13 protein-coding genes are annotated in these 16,593 nt (G+C 54.0%); 5 read left to right on the top strand and 8 right to left on the bottom strand.

What is annotated here, in order from left to right; translation table 11 throughout:
- The first annotated feature begins 309 nt into the window (after positions 1 to 309).
- On the top strand, positions 310 to 1,032 hold the full coding sequence (locus TH30_RS20220) for a dienelactone hydrolase family protein (RefSeq protein WP_114099890.1): 723 nt from the start codon (positions 310 to 312) through the stop codon (positions 1,030 to 1,032).
- On the opposite strand, the gene TH30_RS20215 is transcribed toward TH30_RS20220, so the two are convergent.
- On the bottom strand, positions 1,021 to 2,028 hold the full coding sequence (locus tag TH30_RS20215) for an alpha/beta hydrolase family protein (RefSeq protein ID WP_114099889.1): 1,008 nt from the start codon (positions 2,026 to 2,028) through the stop codon (positions 1,021 to 1,023). The two genes, TH30_RS20220 and TH30_RS20215, sit on opposite strands and share 12 nt — an antisense overlap.
- 214 nt (positions 2,029 to 2,242) lie before the next feature.
- Here TH30_RS20215 and TH30_RS20210 point away from each other — a divergent pair, with 214 nt between their 5' ends.
- Positions 2,243 to 2,830, top strand: coding sequence for a TetR/AcrR family transcriptional regulator (locus tag TH30_RS20210; protein ID WP_114099914.1), 588 nt, complete (start codon positions 2,243 to 2,245; stop codon positions 2,828 to 2,830).
- A gap of 93 nt (positions 2,831 to 2,923) precedes the next feature.
- On the opposite strand, the gene TH30_RS20205 is transcribed toward TH30_RS20210, so the two are convergent.
- Positions 2,924 to 3,388 carry an Sbal_3080 family lipoprotein gene (locus TH30_RS20205; protein ID WP_114099888.1) on the bottom strand — a complete coding sequence of 155 codons (465 nt, stop codon included), beginning with the start codon at positions 3,386 to 3,388 and terminating at the stop codon, positions 2,924 to 2,926.
- A 46-nt stretch (positions 3,389 to 3,434) separates the two neighbouring features.
- The gene (locus TH30_RS20200) at positions 3,435 to 4,583 is read right to left on the bottom strand and encodes a LysR family transcriptional regulator (RefSeq protein ID WP_114099887.1); all 1,149 of its coding nucleotides are present in this window, start codon (positions 4,581 to 4,583) and stop codon (positions 3,435 to 3,437) included.
- 568 nt (positions 4,584 to 5,151) lie between these two features.
- Here TH30_RS20200 and TH30_RS20195 point away from each other — a divergent pair.
- The 3 genes from TH30_RS20195 (at position 5,152) to TH30_RS20185 (ending at position 10,742) form a co-directional block, all read left to right on the top strand.
- Positions 5,152 to 8,190: an FAD-binding and (Fe-S)-binding domain-containing protein gene (locus TH30_RS20195; protein ID WP_114099886.1), complete on the top strand. Its 3,039-nt coding sequence runs from the start codon at positions 5,152 to 5,154 to the stop codon at positions 8,188 to 8,190.
- An 8-nt stretch (positions 8,191 to 8,198) separates the two neighbouring features.
- Positions 8,199 to 8,519, top strand: a complete 321-nt coding sequence (locus TH30_RS20190; protein ID WP_114099885.1) for a Dabb family protein — start codon at positions 8,199 to 8,201, stop codon at positions 8,517 to 8,519.
- A 444-nt stretch (positions 8,520 to 8,963) separates the two neighbouring features.
- On the top strand, positions 8,964 to 10,742 hold the full coding sequence (locus TH30_RS20185) for a helix-turn-helix domain-containing protein (protein ID WP_147252089.1): 1,779 nt from the start codon (positions 8,964 to 8,966) through the stop codon (positions 10,740 to 10,742).
- Between the two features lie 42 nt (positions 10,743 to 10,784).
- On the opposite strand, the gene TH30_RS20180 is transcribed toward TH30_RS20185, so the two are convergent.
- The 5 genes from TH30_RS20180 to TH30_RS20160 all read right to left on the bottom strand — a co-directional run bounded on the left by TH30_RS20180 (position 10,785) and on the right by TH30_RS20160 (position 16,538).
- Positions 10,785 to 12,116 (bottom strand): hypothetical protein, encoded by a 1,332-nt coding sequence (locus TH30_RS20180; RefSeq protein WP_147252087.1) that lies wholly within the window; start codon positions 12,114 to 12,116, stop codon positions 10,785 to 10,787.
- Positions 12,117 to 12,409: 293 nt separating this feature from the next.
- The gene (gene hydA, locus TH30_RS20175) at positions 12,410 to 13,825 is read right to left on the bottom strand and encodes a dihydropyrimidinase (protein ID WP_114099882.1); all 1,416 of its coding nucleotides are present in this window, start codon (positions 13,823 to 13,825) and stop codon (positions 12,410 to 12,412) included.
- 17 nt (positions 13,826 to 13,842) lie between these two features.
- Complete coding sequence (locus tag TH30_RS20170) at positions 13,843 to 15,093, bottom strand: cysteine desulfurase-like protein (RefSeq protein WP_114099881.1); 1,251 nt, start codon at positions 15,091 to 15,093, stop codon at positions 13,843 to 13,845.
- A gap of 33 nt (positions 15,094 to 15,126) precedes the next feature.
- Positions 15,127 to 15,867 carry an amino acid ABC transporter ATP-binding protein gene (locus tag TH30_RS20165; RefSeq protein ID WP_114099913.1) on the bottom strand — a complete coding sequence of 247 codons (741 nt, stop codon included), beginning with the start codon at positions 15,865 to 15,867 and terminating at the stop codon, positions 15,127 to 15,129.
- Positions 15,867 to 16,538: an amino acid ABC transporter permease gene (locus tag TH30_RS20160; protein ID WP_114099880.1), complete on the bottom strand. Its 672-nt coding sequence runs from the start codon at positions 16,536 to 16,538 to the stop codon at positions 15,867 to 15,869. Before TH30_RS20160 ends, TH30_RS20165 begins: the two co-directional genes overlap by 1 nt.
- Positions 16,539 to 16,593: the final 55 nt, after the last annotated feature.

The following is a 16,593-nucleotide window of genomic DNA, read 5'->3' as shown; positions in this document are numbered from 1 at the left end:
TCGGGATTTAGCCGACCCGTAACCGGGAAGCAAGACGGGCGGGGGAATGTTTCCCCTGACTGGTTTTGACTGTAGGATCAAGCAAACCAGTCCCCGTCCCGAACAAAAAAGGTCGAACCGGTGCCATTGCCTCCGCCGCCCTGCAAAAAGGCCATAAAGATCCGCACTTTGTCGGTGGTTCTGGTGACCCTTACCCTGTGCTTTGGCATCCCAGTTGCCCGCGCGCAGGATCGCGGTCTTCATAACAGCACCAAGACCTTTTCCGCCCCGGCCGATCTGTCATGGTAGGACTGGGACGACCCGCAAGAATTGGAACGCACATGGCAAGCCGCCCTTGTGCGCATTCCAGCCGCCCCCGGTCAGTCACGGGCCATCACCATCCCCGACCTGATGAAGCTGGCCGCAACAGAAAGTGCAAAATATCCCGCCATTATTTATCTGCATGGATGCAGCGGCTTCTGGTCGGGCATACAGGATCGCATCAAATTCCTTGCCGATCAGGGCTTTGTGGTGATTGCCCCGGCCAGTCTGGCGCGGGTGACCTATCCCCGGTCCTGTAACGTCGAAACCCGCGAAGGCGGATTGTTTCGCGGCACAGTGGTTTTACGTCGCAATGATGCCGGCCATGCCATCGAAAGGGCGCGCGAACTGCCGATGATTGATGGAAACAACATCATCCTGATGGGATTTAGCGAGGGCGCGGTTGTCACCGCAACCTTCAAAGCCCAGAATGAAAGACAACGCCTGCGCGCCCGCATCGTCGAAGGCTGGACCTGTCACGCCATATGGCCGGAATATCGCGGTATCCTTGCCCCACCAGACGAACCTGTCCTGTCCCTGCTTGGAGCCCATGATCCCTGGTATCAGGATCAATGGAGCAAAGGCGACTGTGCCAAATTCCTTGACCCGGAAAATGGCAGCAAATCGATTATCTACAACACCGACAGCTTTGCCGATCAACACGGTTTGCTCGAAACTCCGACCGTGCAACAGAACGTCCTTGATTTCTTGGATATGGTTTTAACCGACTAAAGAAGGCGCGCTATTGCGCCCCACCCCTTGCTTCCCCTCAACATACGCCAACCCGCGCCCATGGGTCTCAAGGCCCGTGCACGCGTTCACCCATGCCGGGTCATCGGCATAAAGGGCTGATCGCAAATAGGCCCATGTCATGCGCTGGGTGATGGCAAGGCGGTCCGGGTCTTCGTCATCGGTTTCCTTGGCATCATATCCGGCAATCCCGCCCAGCCCGTGCTTGCCGCCGATCAGGGTCAGCAAATATTCCCCGCCCGGCCCATAATGGAACGGATCGGTGTGCCAGGCCGCCCCGCATGTCGTCAGGTGCGGGTTGATGTCCTGATCCCCCGCCACCACCAGCGTTCGGGTCGTCATATGCGAAAAGTCCGGATTAAGCGCCGTATAGTTCTTGCGCGCATGTTCGCTCAGGCTATCGCCACCCCGGCCCGGTGCGGCCAAAAGAACACCGGCCCTGATGCGCGGTTCGATCAGATTGACATCCTGCGCATCCGGGTCGGCGCTATCACTCAGGCGCGCGCCCAGCAACATGCCGACCGTCTGCCCGCCCAATGAATGACCGACAGCTGCCACCCGGTCATGATCGAGCCGCCCGTCCAGTACCGGGCTGGCGCGTTCGATCTCGCCCAGATGATCGAGAATGGTTTTGAAATCCTCGACCCTTGATCGCCAAAAGAACGGCGCACCGGGCACATCCGCGCCAAATCCCGCCACCTTGGAATTGCCGTGGGTTGGCTGGATCACGACAAATCCGTGCTCGGCATAGAAATTGGCCAGCGGCCCATAACCGTCCTTTGACGGGATATAAAGCGATGGTCCATGCCCGTGCGACAGCAAAATGATCGGCAAATCCCGACCCTGTGCCGGGGCGGTGACCCGCATTTCAATCGGTTTGGCCCGTCCGGGGGCGGCAAGGATCACCGGACAGACCGAAATGGTCGAAACTGCGTCATTGACCGGAATGTGCCGGGCCTTGTCGATCAGGTTATTCATGTCTGCAATCCTTTTCCGATTGGCGAAACCGGGTGTTTCACCTATATATCTGGAAACGGAACATTGATCCGATACGCTTGGCACCATAAGTGGATCATTGTTCCGCTTGCAGGAATGCAGATATGGAACAATGTTCCGTTTAGCAAGTGAAAAATTTGACGGGTGGATTCTGTCCGCACGTCTGAAACTGAATTTGTTTTTGGAAAACAACAGGATGACCGACGACACCACCGGCACGAAAAAAAGCATCCGTGCCGATGCCCTGCGCAATGAGGACGCCCTTCTTGAAGCCGCCAAGGAGATTTTTGCGACCTCTGGTGTCGACGCGCCGGTGCGTGAAATTGCCGCCAGGGCCGGGGTCGGGGTTGGCACGCTTTATCGCCGTTTTCCAAAACGCAGCGACCTTGTCGTCGGTGTGTATAAGCGCGAAGTCGATGCCTGTGTCAGTGCTGCCACCGAATTTGCACAGCAATATGGCCCGGGCGACGCCCTGAGCCACTGGCTCAAACGCTATTGCCAGTTCATCCTGACCAAAAAGGGACTGGCCGCCGCCCTTTATTCCGGCGATCCGGCCTTTGACGCCCTGCCCGGCTATTTCCGGTCCAACTTCGAACCGACCCTGCAATCGCTTTTGAAATCCGCCGCCAAGGCCGGTGAAATCCGGGGCGATATTGATGCCTATGACCTTCTGCGCGCCATCGGCAATCTGGCCTCCACGGGCGGCTCAGAGGGTGCGGAACACACGCACCGCATGCTCGAACTGATGATTGATGGGCTGCGTTTTGGTGCCAAGGGTCGCTAAGCACCTAAGGCCCGCCTAACACAGTGCCCGTTGCGGCAACACTCCCCCGTCACCCAAAACACCCGACATCGGCCTGAAGTCATCGGCCTGAAATCAGGTCCCAAGCTCCCCCGTCTCCGACGCCCCACGCAACAGCTCGTCCATCAGCGGTGCGATTTTCTCTTCCGTCGACGCCCATTTGGAAGCATTAAGCCCGCCGCCACCAAACGGCGCGTCTGGCAGCTTGTAGAAAACCTGACCAATCATCTCGTTATCTTCAAACAGGCGAATGTCGGCTTGGCTCAAAAACGTTGTGAAGTCCCATTTTCGGTACGCGACATATGTCAGACGATACGCGCAATCATCCGGCACATCCCGATAGATCTTGGGCTTATAGCCATGCGACGAAATGCTGTTTGTGATGACGGAAAGTATCTCCGGCTCTGTCACGCGCGGGTTATCCTCGACACAGATTACCGCGCCCGGCTCAATTCCGCCAGCAACGGGCATCACGTTCCGGGTGATGCTACAACCGGCCAAAACAGGCACCAGACCTAACAATATGAGTGCTCTTTTCATTGGTCCCCTCTTTTCGGAAACATCCCCTCGCAAATCCTGACTGGCTTCAATACCACTCCAGCGCCGCAGGCAGGTCAAGGCTTGCGGCCTGATCGCGGACCTCGCTTAAAAACAGGCTGGCAATTGGCGACAGGCTTTTGCTTTTGCGCGTGATGATGCCGATATGGCGCTGGCGCACCGGGGCGGATAGCGGCACGAAAACCAGTCCCTTGTCGCGGGTCATGTCCGAAACCCGTGCGGCCAGTTCCGGCAGCACCGTGATCCCCACCCCTTGGGCGACCATGGCGGCCAGCGTGAGGGTGTTTGATGTTTCCACCGTCGGGCGTGGCAGGGTCATGGGGGTGTCATCACCCGCCAGGGACCGGGATTTGGCGGATTTCCCTGCATTGCTGGCGCGCATATCGGCCAGTTTGTTCTGGGCTGCGGCCAGTTTTTCGGCCTGTTGCATTACGTCCCGGGCCTCGGCAATGCCAAGGGCGGCGGCATCCTTGATGGCAGAACTTGTGAAATCTGATCCGCTTTGTTTGCTCTGACGGGTCTGATTGCTGCTTGTCGCACCGCCAACCCCGGCCATCATCGCCGATGTCCCGGATTCCGGGCCCAGCCCGACAAAGGGCTGATCAGAAAGCTCCGCCCAGGTCACGAAAGTCTGACTGGCAAAGGCATGATCGGCCCGACACAGCACCCCGAACCGGTCGGAAAACAGCGGGCGGAACGCGATATCGGGCAGTGGCTCCCACTCCCCGGCAATGCCGAAATCGGCCTCACTCGCGGCCACCGCTTCATGGACTTCACCGGCATTCATTTCATCAAGACGCAGGCGCGCATCGGGGTGATCGACCACAAAGCGCGAAATCACTGCGGGCAATATCCGGGTCAAAACCGACGGGGCCGCCGCAATGGTGATTTTCCCGCCAATCCCCCTGGACAGCGCATCAAGATCGCCCAAGGCTTCCTCAAAATCGCCAATCAGGCGCCGGGCGACGGGCAAGAACCGCTCCCCGGTGTCGGTCAGGGTGACCTGCCGGGTCGTGCGATCAAAAAGCGCCGCCCCCGTCACATCCTCAAACTGGCGGATGGTGGTGGTCAGGCTGGGCGGCGTAATTCCAAGCTCCGCCGCCGCCGCGGTAAAGGACCCATGATCGGCCACCGCGACAAAGGACCGCATATGGCGCATATTCAGTGATGAAAACATCCAAACTCCCCCATAATTTCCAGCCGGTATTCCGGACTTATATTTCCCAAAGGGCATTCTCGAACCGGCACTCTCGAACGGACCCGACACAGGTCCTCTGCCTTTCGGCAGCACGGCCTCGGGACCATGCCCGTATCGGTTCAGATCAGATCAACTCGAACACCACCACCGGGCGACGTCAGCCTGGAATGACGAACAACTGACCGACGCCGCCACTGTAAACTTTTCTTTACACCCGCGTTGTGTCGACCTCGCCGTTTCGATGCCATCCCTCAAAGCCACATCACCGGGAAAACCAATCCTCATACCATTAAGACCCGAAACTATCGGAAATGGTGCCCGATTTTTGCATTTGTCGTCGATGACCCGGAATTTCTGTCAGTAGATGTCAGTAGCCGGGCTTTGTAACCTCGATCTGGCGACCTTCGATTATTAGGCTCAAACTAATAATCATTCGGAATTTTCAATTTGTCCAATTAATCCTGATAGGGTCAAATAGGGTAAATCAACCCAAAAATCCGATCCGGAACCGGAAGCCAATCCGGGGATCGCAGACAGAGAGATCACCATGCCCGCCGCCAAAAGCGTAATTGCCAAATTGCCCCGCCTGACCCCGGACCGGTCGCTGGACAGTTTGACGCTAAGTTTCCTTAAAACCCTTGAATCCGAAGGAAAATTTAGCGGCGAGATCCATGCCGATTTCCCAACCCGTCTGATCCATGCCACCGATAACAGTGTCTATCAGGTGATGCCGCGTGCCGTGTTGCAGCCGCGTTCGCGCGATGACATCAATATCGTCATGGAAATGGCCGGTCGCGACAAATTCAGCGAGGTCAAAATCACCCCGCGCGGGGGTGGTACGGGCACCAACGGCCAGTCGCTTAACAACACCATCATTCTCGATACATCCAAGTATCTCAATAACATACTGGGTTTCGACAAGGAAAAGGCACTGGTTCATGTCGAACCGGGCGTGGTGCTGGATCAGCTGAATGCCTGGCTCAAACCCCATGGCTATTTCTTCCCGCCCGCTGTTTCAACCGCAAGCCGCGCCACGGTTGGCGGCATGATCGGATCGGACAGTTCGGGCAAGGGATCGCGGATTTATGGCAAAACCAGCCACTATATCCATGACATGACCACGGTCCTGATTGATGGCACCGATTTCAACACCCGTGCGTTAAGTGCCTCAGAAGCCAGGGAAATCATGGATCGCGATGACCGCACCGGTCGGCTTTATCGCAAGGTCCATGACGAAATATTCCCGCGTCGCGATCAGATCAATGCCACCTTCCCGGAAATGAACCGGGGATTGACCGGCTACAACCTGAAAGAAGCCGTTTCTGATCAGGGGGATATGAACCTTTCCTTCCTGATTGCCGGGGCCGAAGGCAGCCTTGGCATGGTCAAGGAAATCACCTTCCGCGTCATTCCGCTGCCCAAGCACAAGGCCATCACCGTTGTCCGGTATGACAGCTTTGATAGCGCGCTTCGTCACGTCCAAGCCCTTGTAAAATTTGATCCTGTTGCGATTGAAAGCATTGATGACAAGGTCATGAAACTGGCCGAACAGGATGAAAGCTGGCACATGCTGGGCAAGCTTTTGGGCACGGAAAACAGTGCTGTTGCCACACGCGGCTTTAACGTCGTTGAATTTGTCGGCGAAACCCCCGAAGAAGTCGCCGCCAAGCAGGACGAACTGCGCGCATACCTTGATGGCAATCCCGACACGGATTACGCCCCGATTGGCTTTGTGCAGGCAACCGACCCCGGCCAGATTGCTGCGATCTGGTCAATCCGGGCCAAATCGGTGGGCTTGCTCGGCAATCTTGAAGGCAAACGCCGCGCGACACCATTCGTCGAAGATACCGCCGTCCCGCCCGAAAACCTTGCCGATTTCATCGCCGAATTCCGCAGCCTCCTTGATGCCGAAGGCCTTGATTACGGCATGTTTGGCCATGTCGATGTCGGGTGCCTGCATGTGCGCCCGCTTTTGGATATGGTAGATGAAGAAGACGAAGCGCGCCTGCGCCGGGTATCGGACGCGGTCGCCGAACTCACCAAGCGCTATAACGGCCTGATCTGGGGCGAACATGGCAAGGGTTTCCGCGGCGAATACAGCCCGATCTATTTCGGGCCGGAGCTTTATGATGTTCTCAGGCGGATCAAGGAAGCCTTTGATCCGGAAGGGCAATTAAACCCCGGCAAGATCGCATCGCCGTACAGTAAAAACATTCCGATCACCAAAATCGACGAAGCCCCGATGCGCGGGCAGCTTGACCGCCAGATCGAAGATGCCCTTCGCGATGAATACCTTAATGCGACGCGCTGTAACGGCAACGGGGCGTGCTTTAACTGGGATCTGATGGATGCCATGTGCCCGTCCTATAAGGTCACGCGATCACGTGTGCATTCGCCCAAGGGCCGCGCCGGGATGCTGCGCGAATGGATCCGGCAGCTTTCGGTCGGCACCGATCCAATGAACCAGGATCTGGCGGTGATCAACGGGCGCGATTTCTCGCACGATGTCTATGAATCGATGGCCGGTTGCCTGTCATGCAAGGCCTGTGCGGGGCAATGCCCGGTCAAGGTCGATATCCCGGAAATGAAATCCCGGTTTTTGGAGACATATCACACCCGCTACAAGCGCCCGGTGAAGGATTATGTCATTGCGAAACTTGAATATATGGCCCCGCTTCTGGCAAGCGCGCCCGGCCTGTTCAATGCCCTGCAATCAATCCCGCCGATGCCCTGGATTTTCAAGCGTTTCATCGGCCTGACCGACTTGCCGAAGCTTCATAGCCAAGGCCTTAAATCGGGCTTGCGCGCGCGCGGCATTGGCAAATTCCGGCAGGCTGATCTTGATGCGCTGAGTGTCGATGAAAAGGCCAGGTCGGTGATTATCCTGCAGGATTGCTTTACCACGCATTATGACACCGACGTGTTCCTTGCCCATGTCGATTTGCTGCAACGCCTTGGATACCGGGTGTTTGTGCCGCCCTATCGCCCCAATGGCAAGGCCATGCATGTCAAAGGCTTCCTGAAGAAATTCGATTATCAGGCCAGGCAAAACGATATCGTTTATGGCCGTCTGGCCAAATCCGGTGTCGCCATGGTCGGCATCGAGGCCAGCGTGACCCTGACCTATCGCCAGGAATATGCCCAGCGCCTTTCAGACCGCCCGGACTATCGCGTACATCTGTTCCATGAATGGCTGGCGGGCGAGATCAGTGATGGTCGCCTGATCGCACCCAAAATTGATAACGCCGTTAACATAAATATTCCGGCAAGCCTGTTCCCCCATTGCACGGAAAAAACATCGATCCCCGATGTCGGCGTCAAATGGCAGAAAATCTTTGAGGCCTTTGGGCTTAAACTGACGGCGGAGAAAACCGGCTGCTGCGGCATGGCGGGCGTTTACGGCCACGAAACCCGCCATCAGGAAACCTCGCGCGAGCTTTATGACCTGAGCTGGAAAAAGAAAGTCGATGCCACGGGGGCGCAAAACATGCTGGTGACCGGCTATTCCTGCCGCTGTCAGGTCGATCGCTATGAAGGGGTCAAGCCGCAGCATCCGGTCGAATACCTCGCCAAACTTATTGCATAGGAAACCCCATGATCCGTCACATCGTTCTGACCAAATTCAAGGCCGAGGTTACCAAAGCCGAAATCGACAGCCTGTTTGCCAAGCTGGCAGACCTCAAAAGCCACCTCCCCGGCATGCGCGGCTTTGACGGCGGCGTTTCGGTCAGCCCGGAGGGGCTGGAACAAGGCTTCTGCCACGGTTTTTCAATTGATTTTGAAGATGCCGCGGCACGTGATGCTTATCTGGAACATCCAGAGCACAAGACCTTGGGCGGGCAGTTGGTTGGGCTGCTTGAGGGGGGTGTGACCGGGTTGGTGGTGTTTGATCTGGTTGTCGGCGGGTCTGCGTAGCCGCTGAGTTTCGAAGACAACCGATCTACTTTCCTATTGCCCTCAAGACATGCGGATGACCGGCTACTCGTGCCGCTGTCAGTTCGGCCGCTATTATGGCACGAAGCCTTAGCATCCATTCGAGCAATCGTCGTAAGTGCGTTGTAGATTATTTTCGGAAGTAGTTTGCGAATACCTTAATCTCCAGACTATTCATCTAGCGCTATCAATGCTGAAAATAGCGCTGATATTACCGAAAAAAGCAGGAGCTCTGGGTACAGAACAGCCAGTAACGCAATGATTGTCGAAAAAACTGTTATTACTTTGCTTACCTTCATGTTTTCCTCTCATCTTGGTTGAGGGGCTTAGAACCTCTGCCACTCGACGAACGGGAAAACTTTGATACTTTTGTGCTCTGTAGTTTTGCGGTTCACAAACGGAAAATATGCGGAGTTTATGCGGATTATGTCGAAATCGTTTGGTCAACTGATCGGCGGACTAATACTGCGCAAGCGAAAGGCTCTGGGGTTAACCCAGTTGCAGTTGTCTGAGGACGCATTTGGAAGCGCCTCGAAAGTTCGGCGAATTAGTGAACTAGAAAACGGAACAGTTTCCAACCCGCATCCAAGGACGATTGATCCTCTGTTAGTTGCGCTAGGAGTTTCTGAATCCGAGATCGCAAAGTGTGCTGAAGAAGCAAACTATCATCCAGATGACGACCTAACTGAAGCTTACGCACATATAGAAAGCACACTTCGGACAGTCGCCGAACAGTTTGAAAACGAAAACCCGCGTGCAAACTTTGACGAGATAACTAAATTCCTAGAAAGCAAGGCGCGAGAATATGTCAGCCTAAAACAACAAATGAACGAAATCCTAAAGTCTTCAGAAGGCATCTCTAATTCAATACAAAACGCATCCTCTCAAATAGACGCCGGCAACATTGAAGGTGCCATGAGCTTCTTGAAAATTGCAGAAGATACGCAGTTACAAGAAAAGACGATCAAGCAGATTCGTAAACAAGCATCAATTAGCATAACGAGAGGCAATTGCGCGTTCTTACAAGATGACTTGAATCTCTGCTATCAGTGTTATGAACGCGCAGCATTGTATCTATCTCACTTTGACAAACTTGAAATGATAACACTGTTCGAAGAGTTGGCCGGGCAGATGTACGAAGGAAGCCGCCGATCAGCATTCCCTCACGTTTGGATCTCTGTTGATTTGTTAAACCGATGCCTTGTTGAAATTGAAAATGCAGAAATCTCTGATGTTGTCCTCGCTGGTTTGCATCTCAAAACATCGATGGCCCTTCGGCAACATGGCCTTGATCTGGTTGATGCAGAAAGATTACGAGTGCTGGAGTCCAGTATCGATCATGCTAGAGAAGCAGTAAAACTGTTCAGTCAGCTTGAGGATGACAGCGAATATGATCTCCCATCGGCTCAAGTTGCCTTGGCGAACAGTTTTCTTGATATTTATGGGCTCGCGCAAGACCACTCACACATTGATACAGCTATTGAAATCTTGTCCGACGCTTATGATAGGCTTGAGCAAGCCAAAAACAGTAGACCAATATTTTCCTATGTTGCAAACAGCCTTGGTGCTGCAATACTCAAGAAATCCGGTTTTCACCAAGCTTCCCATTCGCCGGAGGCAATGAAGCGAGCAAGGGAAGTTTTCTCAGCCTCAGAGATATGCGCGAGGGAAAACTTCGACATTGAGGCTCTAATTTCGGCGAGCATAAATTTGGGGCAAATATTCTTTTCTCAGTCCCAAGCATTGGAAGAAAGTTCACGAAAATCTGAATTTCTCCGGCTGTTAGCAATCAGCAAATTCATGCAGTGCCGTGAATTTTTTTCAAACACCCGTTTGCCATATCAATTGGCAGAGCTTCATTTCTTGCTGGGTGAGGTTCTTTACGTTCACGCACTATTTTCAAATGAAGAAATGTATGAAATTTTCTCTGTGCGATGCTTGGACGCTTACTTTCAATCCCTAGAGTTTATTACCGCAGAGGTTGAACCGGAACGCTACGCCTATATTAGATGTCGAATTGGCGCAGTTTATGGAAATCATGCGGTTAGAATGAAGGGTGACACTGAGAAGCACGATCTAGAGAGAGCGATCGAAAGCTTTGAGGAGGCTGAAGAGATTTATTCAGAAAGGAGCGACACAAGCAGTTTAGAAATATGTCGCTCAAACTTGGGCCGTCTGAAAGAAGAGCTTGGCAAGATTGGCTAAGTGCGTTGGACAATGCCTCCTAGCCCATAAACCGGAATAGAACTAAGCTTTAAGACAATTCACAATGAAACCCTCGAGAGTATCCCACATGCTCTTTAAGTGATGATCCGACGGGAAGAAATCGGCGCTGTGAACGTATGAATGCAGCGTAGTCGTTGAGAACAACGGATCGCCCTTTTCAAATTTTTTGAGAGCCTCGAACTGCTTCTTCTCAAATTTTCCGGCTTCAAACATATGTCTGAGGGCTTTCCGATACTTGCCAGATAGATTCTCGCCTTTTTGAATATCTGGGACGCTTGCACCCTTGATGTAGTGCTCAAGCGATAGTTCTAATAACACACGGAACAATACAGCGATGGCATTATCATGTTCGTCAAACTTCAGCCGATGCTGCAACTCGTTGAAGATGTCTAAAATCTTCCGGTTGTTTTGTGTCTGCTGCAACCCGAAATCCAAATTTCGAATCAAATGACGCCGCTTACCCGGATCGGATGAGGGCTTGCTTTCGTTATGAAATGTCTTTGTCTGGGACGTCTTTGTTTGAGTAGACTTAGCTTTTGCCGGAGCGGTTCTGGCAAGTGCATCTTCGGATCGAGGAAGGACTTTTTCTTGATCAAGCTTATTGAGATAAGCGCGTTTTGAATCATTATCCCAAATATCTTCAAGCGTAATAGTTCGAGATGCCAAATCTCGGGCTATACGTTCAAGTGCATTCAAAACCTTTTCTTCAGCATGCGTATATCTGAGTTTGTTAGAATCGACGGCAATACCAGCCCGATTGCGGAATTGCTCAGCAGATAGCAATCTGTTCAGGTTTGAACGCGGGATTTTTAATTCGTTCTCAAGCCTCCCTGAGCTTACCAACAATCTTTCAATCTCTTCCGCAACGTTGATCTTGGTCTTCTTACCCGTTCTTTTTTCAAAGTTGGATTTGGCTTCCGCATCCCATTGGCTTTGACCTACACCACTTTGTTGCCCTGTGTGGCGGCGATAGAGAATTTCATCTAACCTATCGCGGTCTTCTTCTATCTGGCATTCGACAGTTGATGGAAACGCACCTGTCCAATTCTTTCTCAAATCAGAAAAGAATTCTGCCCAATCCGACGAGGGCGCACGCTGCGGATCGTCCAAGAGCTTCAGAACGGTGGTTCGGCGGTTGCCATCATAAACTATGAAATGCCCATTATGAGGGTGAACTAGCGGAGGTTCGTAAATTTCGCCAGTTGAGATAATGTCTTTAGCAAGGTTTTGCATATGGAGTGTTCGGTGCTTCAACAACCATTCAATGGCTGCGTCTTCATCTACAAGTTCACCATGCCTGTCATTGGCACTGTTAACCCGTAAATCTGATAGCTTGATGTCTTCCAGCTTCACGTCCCCCCCCATAACAATTCGCGTTAAGGTAGCGGATTTCCCCCCAAAGAATCAATAAACAGTACATAATACAGCTTCTAATTGAGGGTGATGGGATAGCTTGAGACGGCTTCTCGCATCTGCTTGCCAATGACCGACCACTAATTGGCAGAGAACCAAGAAGGCAGCGCCAATTAAGAGCGCTGCCTTACTGTTGGTGCGTGTGGCACGAGATTCCCGTACCCGCCACTGCGGGCGCACAGGCCCTAAGCGGGAATAACGATGCGTGGCGGCGGCAGGTTAAGCCTGTTTGATCAGACCGGCGTTGAGGTCACCAAATTTGATTTCTGCCGTGGCAGATATTTGCCATCGCCCTTTTGGCCGGTGACTTCGCCGTCCTTGACCACGGTTTTGCCGCGCACGATGGTGTGGACGGGCCATCCTTTGACTTGGAGGCCTTCATAGGGGCTGTAGTCGCAGCCCTGTTGCAGGATGTCGTTGGTGATGGTGACGTTTTTGTTCGGGTCCCAAAGGGCGAGGTCGGCGTCCGAGCCAATCGCGATCGTGCCCTTTTGCGGGTACATGCCATAGAGTTTGGCGTGGTTGGTGGCCGTAAGCGCGACAAAGCGGTTGAGGTCGATGCGGCCTTTTTGCACGCCTTCGGAAAACAGGATTGGCAAACGCGTTGCGACGCCCGGGATGCCATTGGGGATCCAGCGGAAGCTTTTCTTGCCCTTTTCATTGAGCTTGCCTTCCGGGTCGTTAAAGCGGAACGGGCAATGGTCGGACGAGAACAGGTCAAACACGCCGCGTTCCAGACCATCCCAACAGGCGTCCTGACTTTCCTTGTCACGTGGCGGCGGGGAGCAGACGAATTTGGCACCCTCAAGCTCATCCTGATCAAGGTCATCAGCCGTCAGCATGAGATATTGCGGGCAGGTTTCGCCGACGACCTTGCTGCCGCGCACGCGCGCGCGTTCGATTTCTTCCATCGCCTGTTGGTTGGAGACATGGACGATGACAATCGGGGTATCGACGATTTCGGCCAATGACAAAGCGCGATGGGTGGCTTCGCGTTCGGCGGCAATGGGGCGCGTGGTGGCGTGGGATTTGGCGGAGAATTCGCCGGCGGCCTCGTGCTGGCCGATCAGGAAGCGAATGGCGTCCTCGTTCTCGCAATGCACCAGAACCAGCGCGCCGGTATTGCGCGCAGCGTCAAGCGTATCAAGGATTTCATCATCGCGCAGACGGAGGTTTTCATAGGTCATGAAGACCTTGAAGGAGGTATAGCCGTCCTCGACCAGGGCCGGGAGTTCCTGCCCCAGAACCGACGGCGTCGGATCGGTGACGATCAGGTGGAAGGCCACATCAATATGGCAATTGCCATCCGCCTTGCCGTGATAGACATCAAGCGAATGGCGCAGACTGTCGCCCTTTTCCTGCATGCAGAAAGCAAGGATCGAGGTATTGCCGCCAATGGCGGCCGAGCGTGTGCCGCTTTCGAAATCATCGGCCATGACGATGCCATCGCCGGATGGCTGATCAATATGGACGTGGCTGTCGATCCCGCCTGGCATGACATAAAGCCCGGTGGCATCGACAATATCATCCGCCCCGTCAAGGGAGGCAGCGATGGCAGAAATCCTGCCATCCTTGATGCCAAGATCGGCGACATAAGTATCGCTGGCGGTGACGATGGTGCCGTTTTTGATGATGCGGTCAAACTGCATGATGTGGCCTGCCCCCTTTATTGATCGGTTGTATCAAGCAGACGGTCAAAGGCCGCGGTCAGACGGTCCACCTGTTCGATGGTGTTATAATGCACCATGGAAACACGAACTGCGCCGCCATTATCAGACAGGCCCAAAAATTCGACCAGACGGCGGGAATGAAAATCCCCAAAGCGGATGGCGATTTTTTCGCGGTCAATGATCTTGCAGACTTCCTCGGCGTTGCGATTATCGAACCGGAAACTGATGGTTGGAATGCGCGTGCCGTCGCGATTGTCGGCCTGCCCGATCACGACGCAATCATTGCGCCCGCGCAAGTATGACAGCAACCGGTCGGTCAGGGCATTTTCCTGATTTGTGATGGCCTCATAGGCGGCAACGATTTTGTCACGCACCGATCCGGTTTCCCCGGCCCGTTCGCCCAGTTCGCACAGGTAATCGACAATACCGCACACCGAATAGGCCATTTCATAGCTGGGATTGCCGGGCTCGAGCTTTCCGGGCACTTTATCCTTGCCATAGAAGTAATGATAAAGCGTATCAAGTTCGAGAAGCAGGTCATACTTCCCGTACATCATCGCCCCGTGCGGACCATAGGTTTTATAGAGGCTAAAGACATAATAATCGGCGTCAAAGGCCTGCACATCAATTGCGCGGTGTGGCGCATAGGCCACCGCATCAATGCAGATTTTCGCACCATTGGCATGGGCATAATCGGCGAACTGACGCACCGGATTGATTTCACCGACAATGTTTGACACATGGGTGACACAGACCAGTTTGGTCTTGTCGGTCATCACGGCCTTAAGCCCGTCAAGATGCAGTCGCCCGGTCTTGGCATCGGGTTCCCAGAAGCGGATTTTCACGCCGAATTCTTCCAGTGCCACCCACGGCCCGATATTGGATTCATGATCGCTGATGGTAACAACGATTTCATCGCCAGCGGCAAACTGGCTGCGCATGGCGCGGGCAAGATTTTGCACAAGAACGGTGGTCGACGCACCGAAAATGATTTCCTCGGGGCGCGATGCATTGACCAGCTGTGCCGCACTTTTGCGGGCATCAAGAAGGGCCTCGGCTGCGAGTTTGGAAACCTCGTAAGACCCGCCGATCTGCACATTACGATTGATCAGGAAGCTGTTGATGCGATCGAGCGCCTTGGTCAGGATCTGCGATCCCCCGGCATTGTCAAAGAACGTCCAGCCATTTGAAAGTGCAGGAAACTGGCTGTGGACATAATCCATATCAAGGGTGCGTGTGTTTGCCATGAAAGGCATCCTCCGGGTGTATGGTTTCTATTTTTAATGATCGAGAACGGCGTGGAGGAAATTCCGCGTGCGTTCTTCTTTGGGGGCGTCGAATATTTCGGTGGGCGTGCCTGCCTCGATGATGTTGCCACCATCCATGAACAGCACCCGGTCGGCGACCTGACGGGCAAAGCCCATTTCATGGGTAACGACGACCATGGTCACACCAGTCCCGGCGAGCTTTTTCATCACGTCAAGCACCTCGCCGACCATTTCCGGATCAAGGGCCGATGTGGGTTCATCAAACAAAAGCACCTTGGGTTCCATGGCAAGCGCACGGGCAATGGCGACGCGCTGTTGCTGCCCACCGGAGAGCTGACCGGGATATTTATCGGCCTGCACCGAAATGCCCACACGTTCAAGCAGATCGCGCGCACGTTTTTCGGCATCGGCTTCGTTCATTTTGCGGACCCGGATCGGGGCCAGCATGACATTGCGCAAAACGGTCATGTGCGGGAACAGGTTGAAAGACTGAAACACCATGCCGACTTCGGCCCGGACATCGGCAAGATCGCGACCGGGGCGCACCGGGATGCCATCAACAATGATCTCGCCATCATCCTCGAACGGTTCGAGATGGTTGATGCAGCGGATCAGCGTTGATTTGCCAGATCCCGAAGGCCCGACGACGCAAACCACCTCGCCCTGCGAAATTTCAAGATCGATGCCGTGCAGGACAGTGAAATTGCCATAGGCCTTGCGGAGGTTTTTGATTTTGATCAGGGGCGCTTTCATCATGTTCTCCCGCGGCTAAAACGTTTTTCAAGACGGGCGACGAAACGCACCATCGGCAACAGCAAGATCAGATAGATCACAGCCGCCCCGATCAGTGGCGTCGGGTTGGCAGAAAGGGCCTGTGCCTGTGTTGCCTGTTTGAGCAGGTCGGGCATGGCAACAACCGATGCCAGTGCGGTGTCCTTGAGAACGTTGATGCAGTTATTGGTCAGTGGCGGGATAACGATGCGGATCGCCTGGGGCAGAATCACATCGGTCATGGTATAGCGGTTGGAAAGACCAAGGGCGGCGGATGCCTCGAACTGGCCTTTGGGGATGGCTTCGATCCCGGCGCGGAAGATTTCTGCGGTATAGGCCGCCGAAACCAGTGTCAGCGCCGTCACCGCCGAAAAGAACGGCGACAGACGAATGCCCACAAAAGGCAGCGCGTAATAAACAATGATCAAAAGCACCAGAAGCGGGATCGAGCGGAAAACATCAATATATCCGCGCACCAGCGCATTGGTCACCGGCCCGGCATAAAGCCGCAAAACCGCCAGAAAAAGACCGCCGATCAGACCGGCAATAATACTTGTGATACCAATCCCGATGGTCACAAGCAGGCCGTTTAGCAATTGCGGCAGGCTGGCAACCAGTACGGGGATGTTAAAGAAAGTCGAAAATAAATCCATTTCACCACCAGTTCAAATTCACCCTGCCGACAATGCCGGGAGCCGCATGCCAATA

The sequence above is a fragment of the Thalassospira profundimaris genome (assembly GCF_003326795.1).
Taxonomy (GTDB): Bacteria; Pseudomonadota; Alphaproteobacteria; order Rhodospirillales; family Thalassospiraceae; genus Thalassospira; species Thalassospira profundimaris_C.
This window is presented reverse-complemented; position numbering and strand designations above follow the sequence as displayed.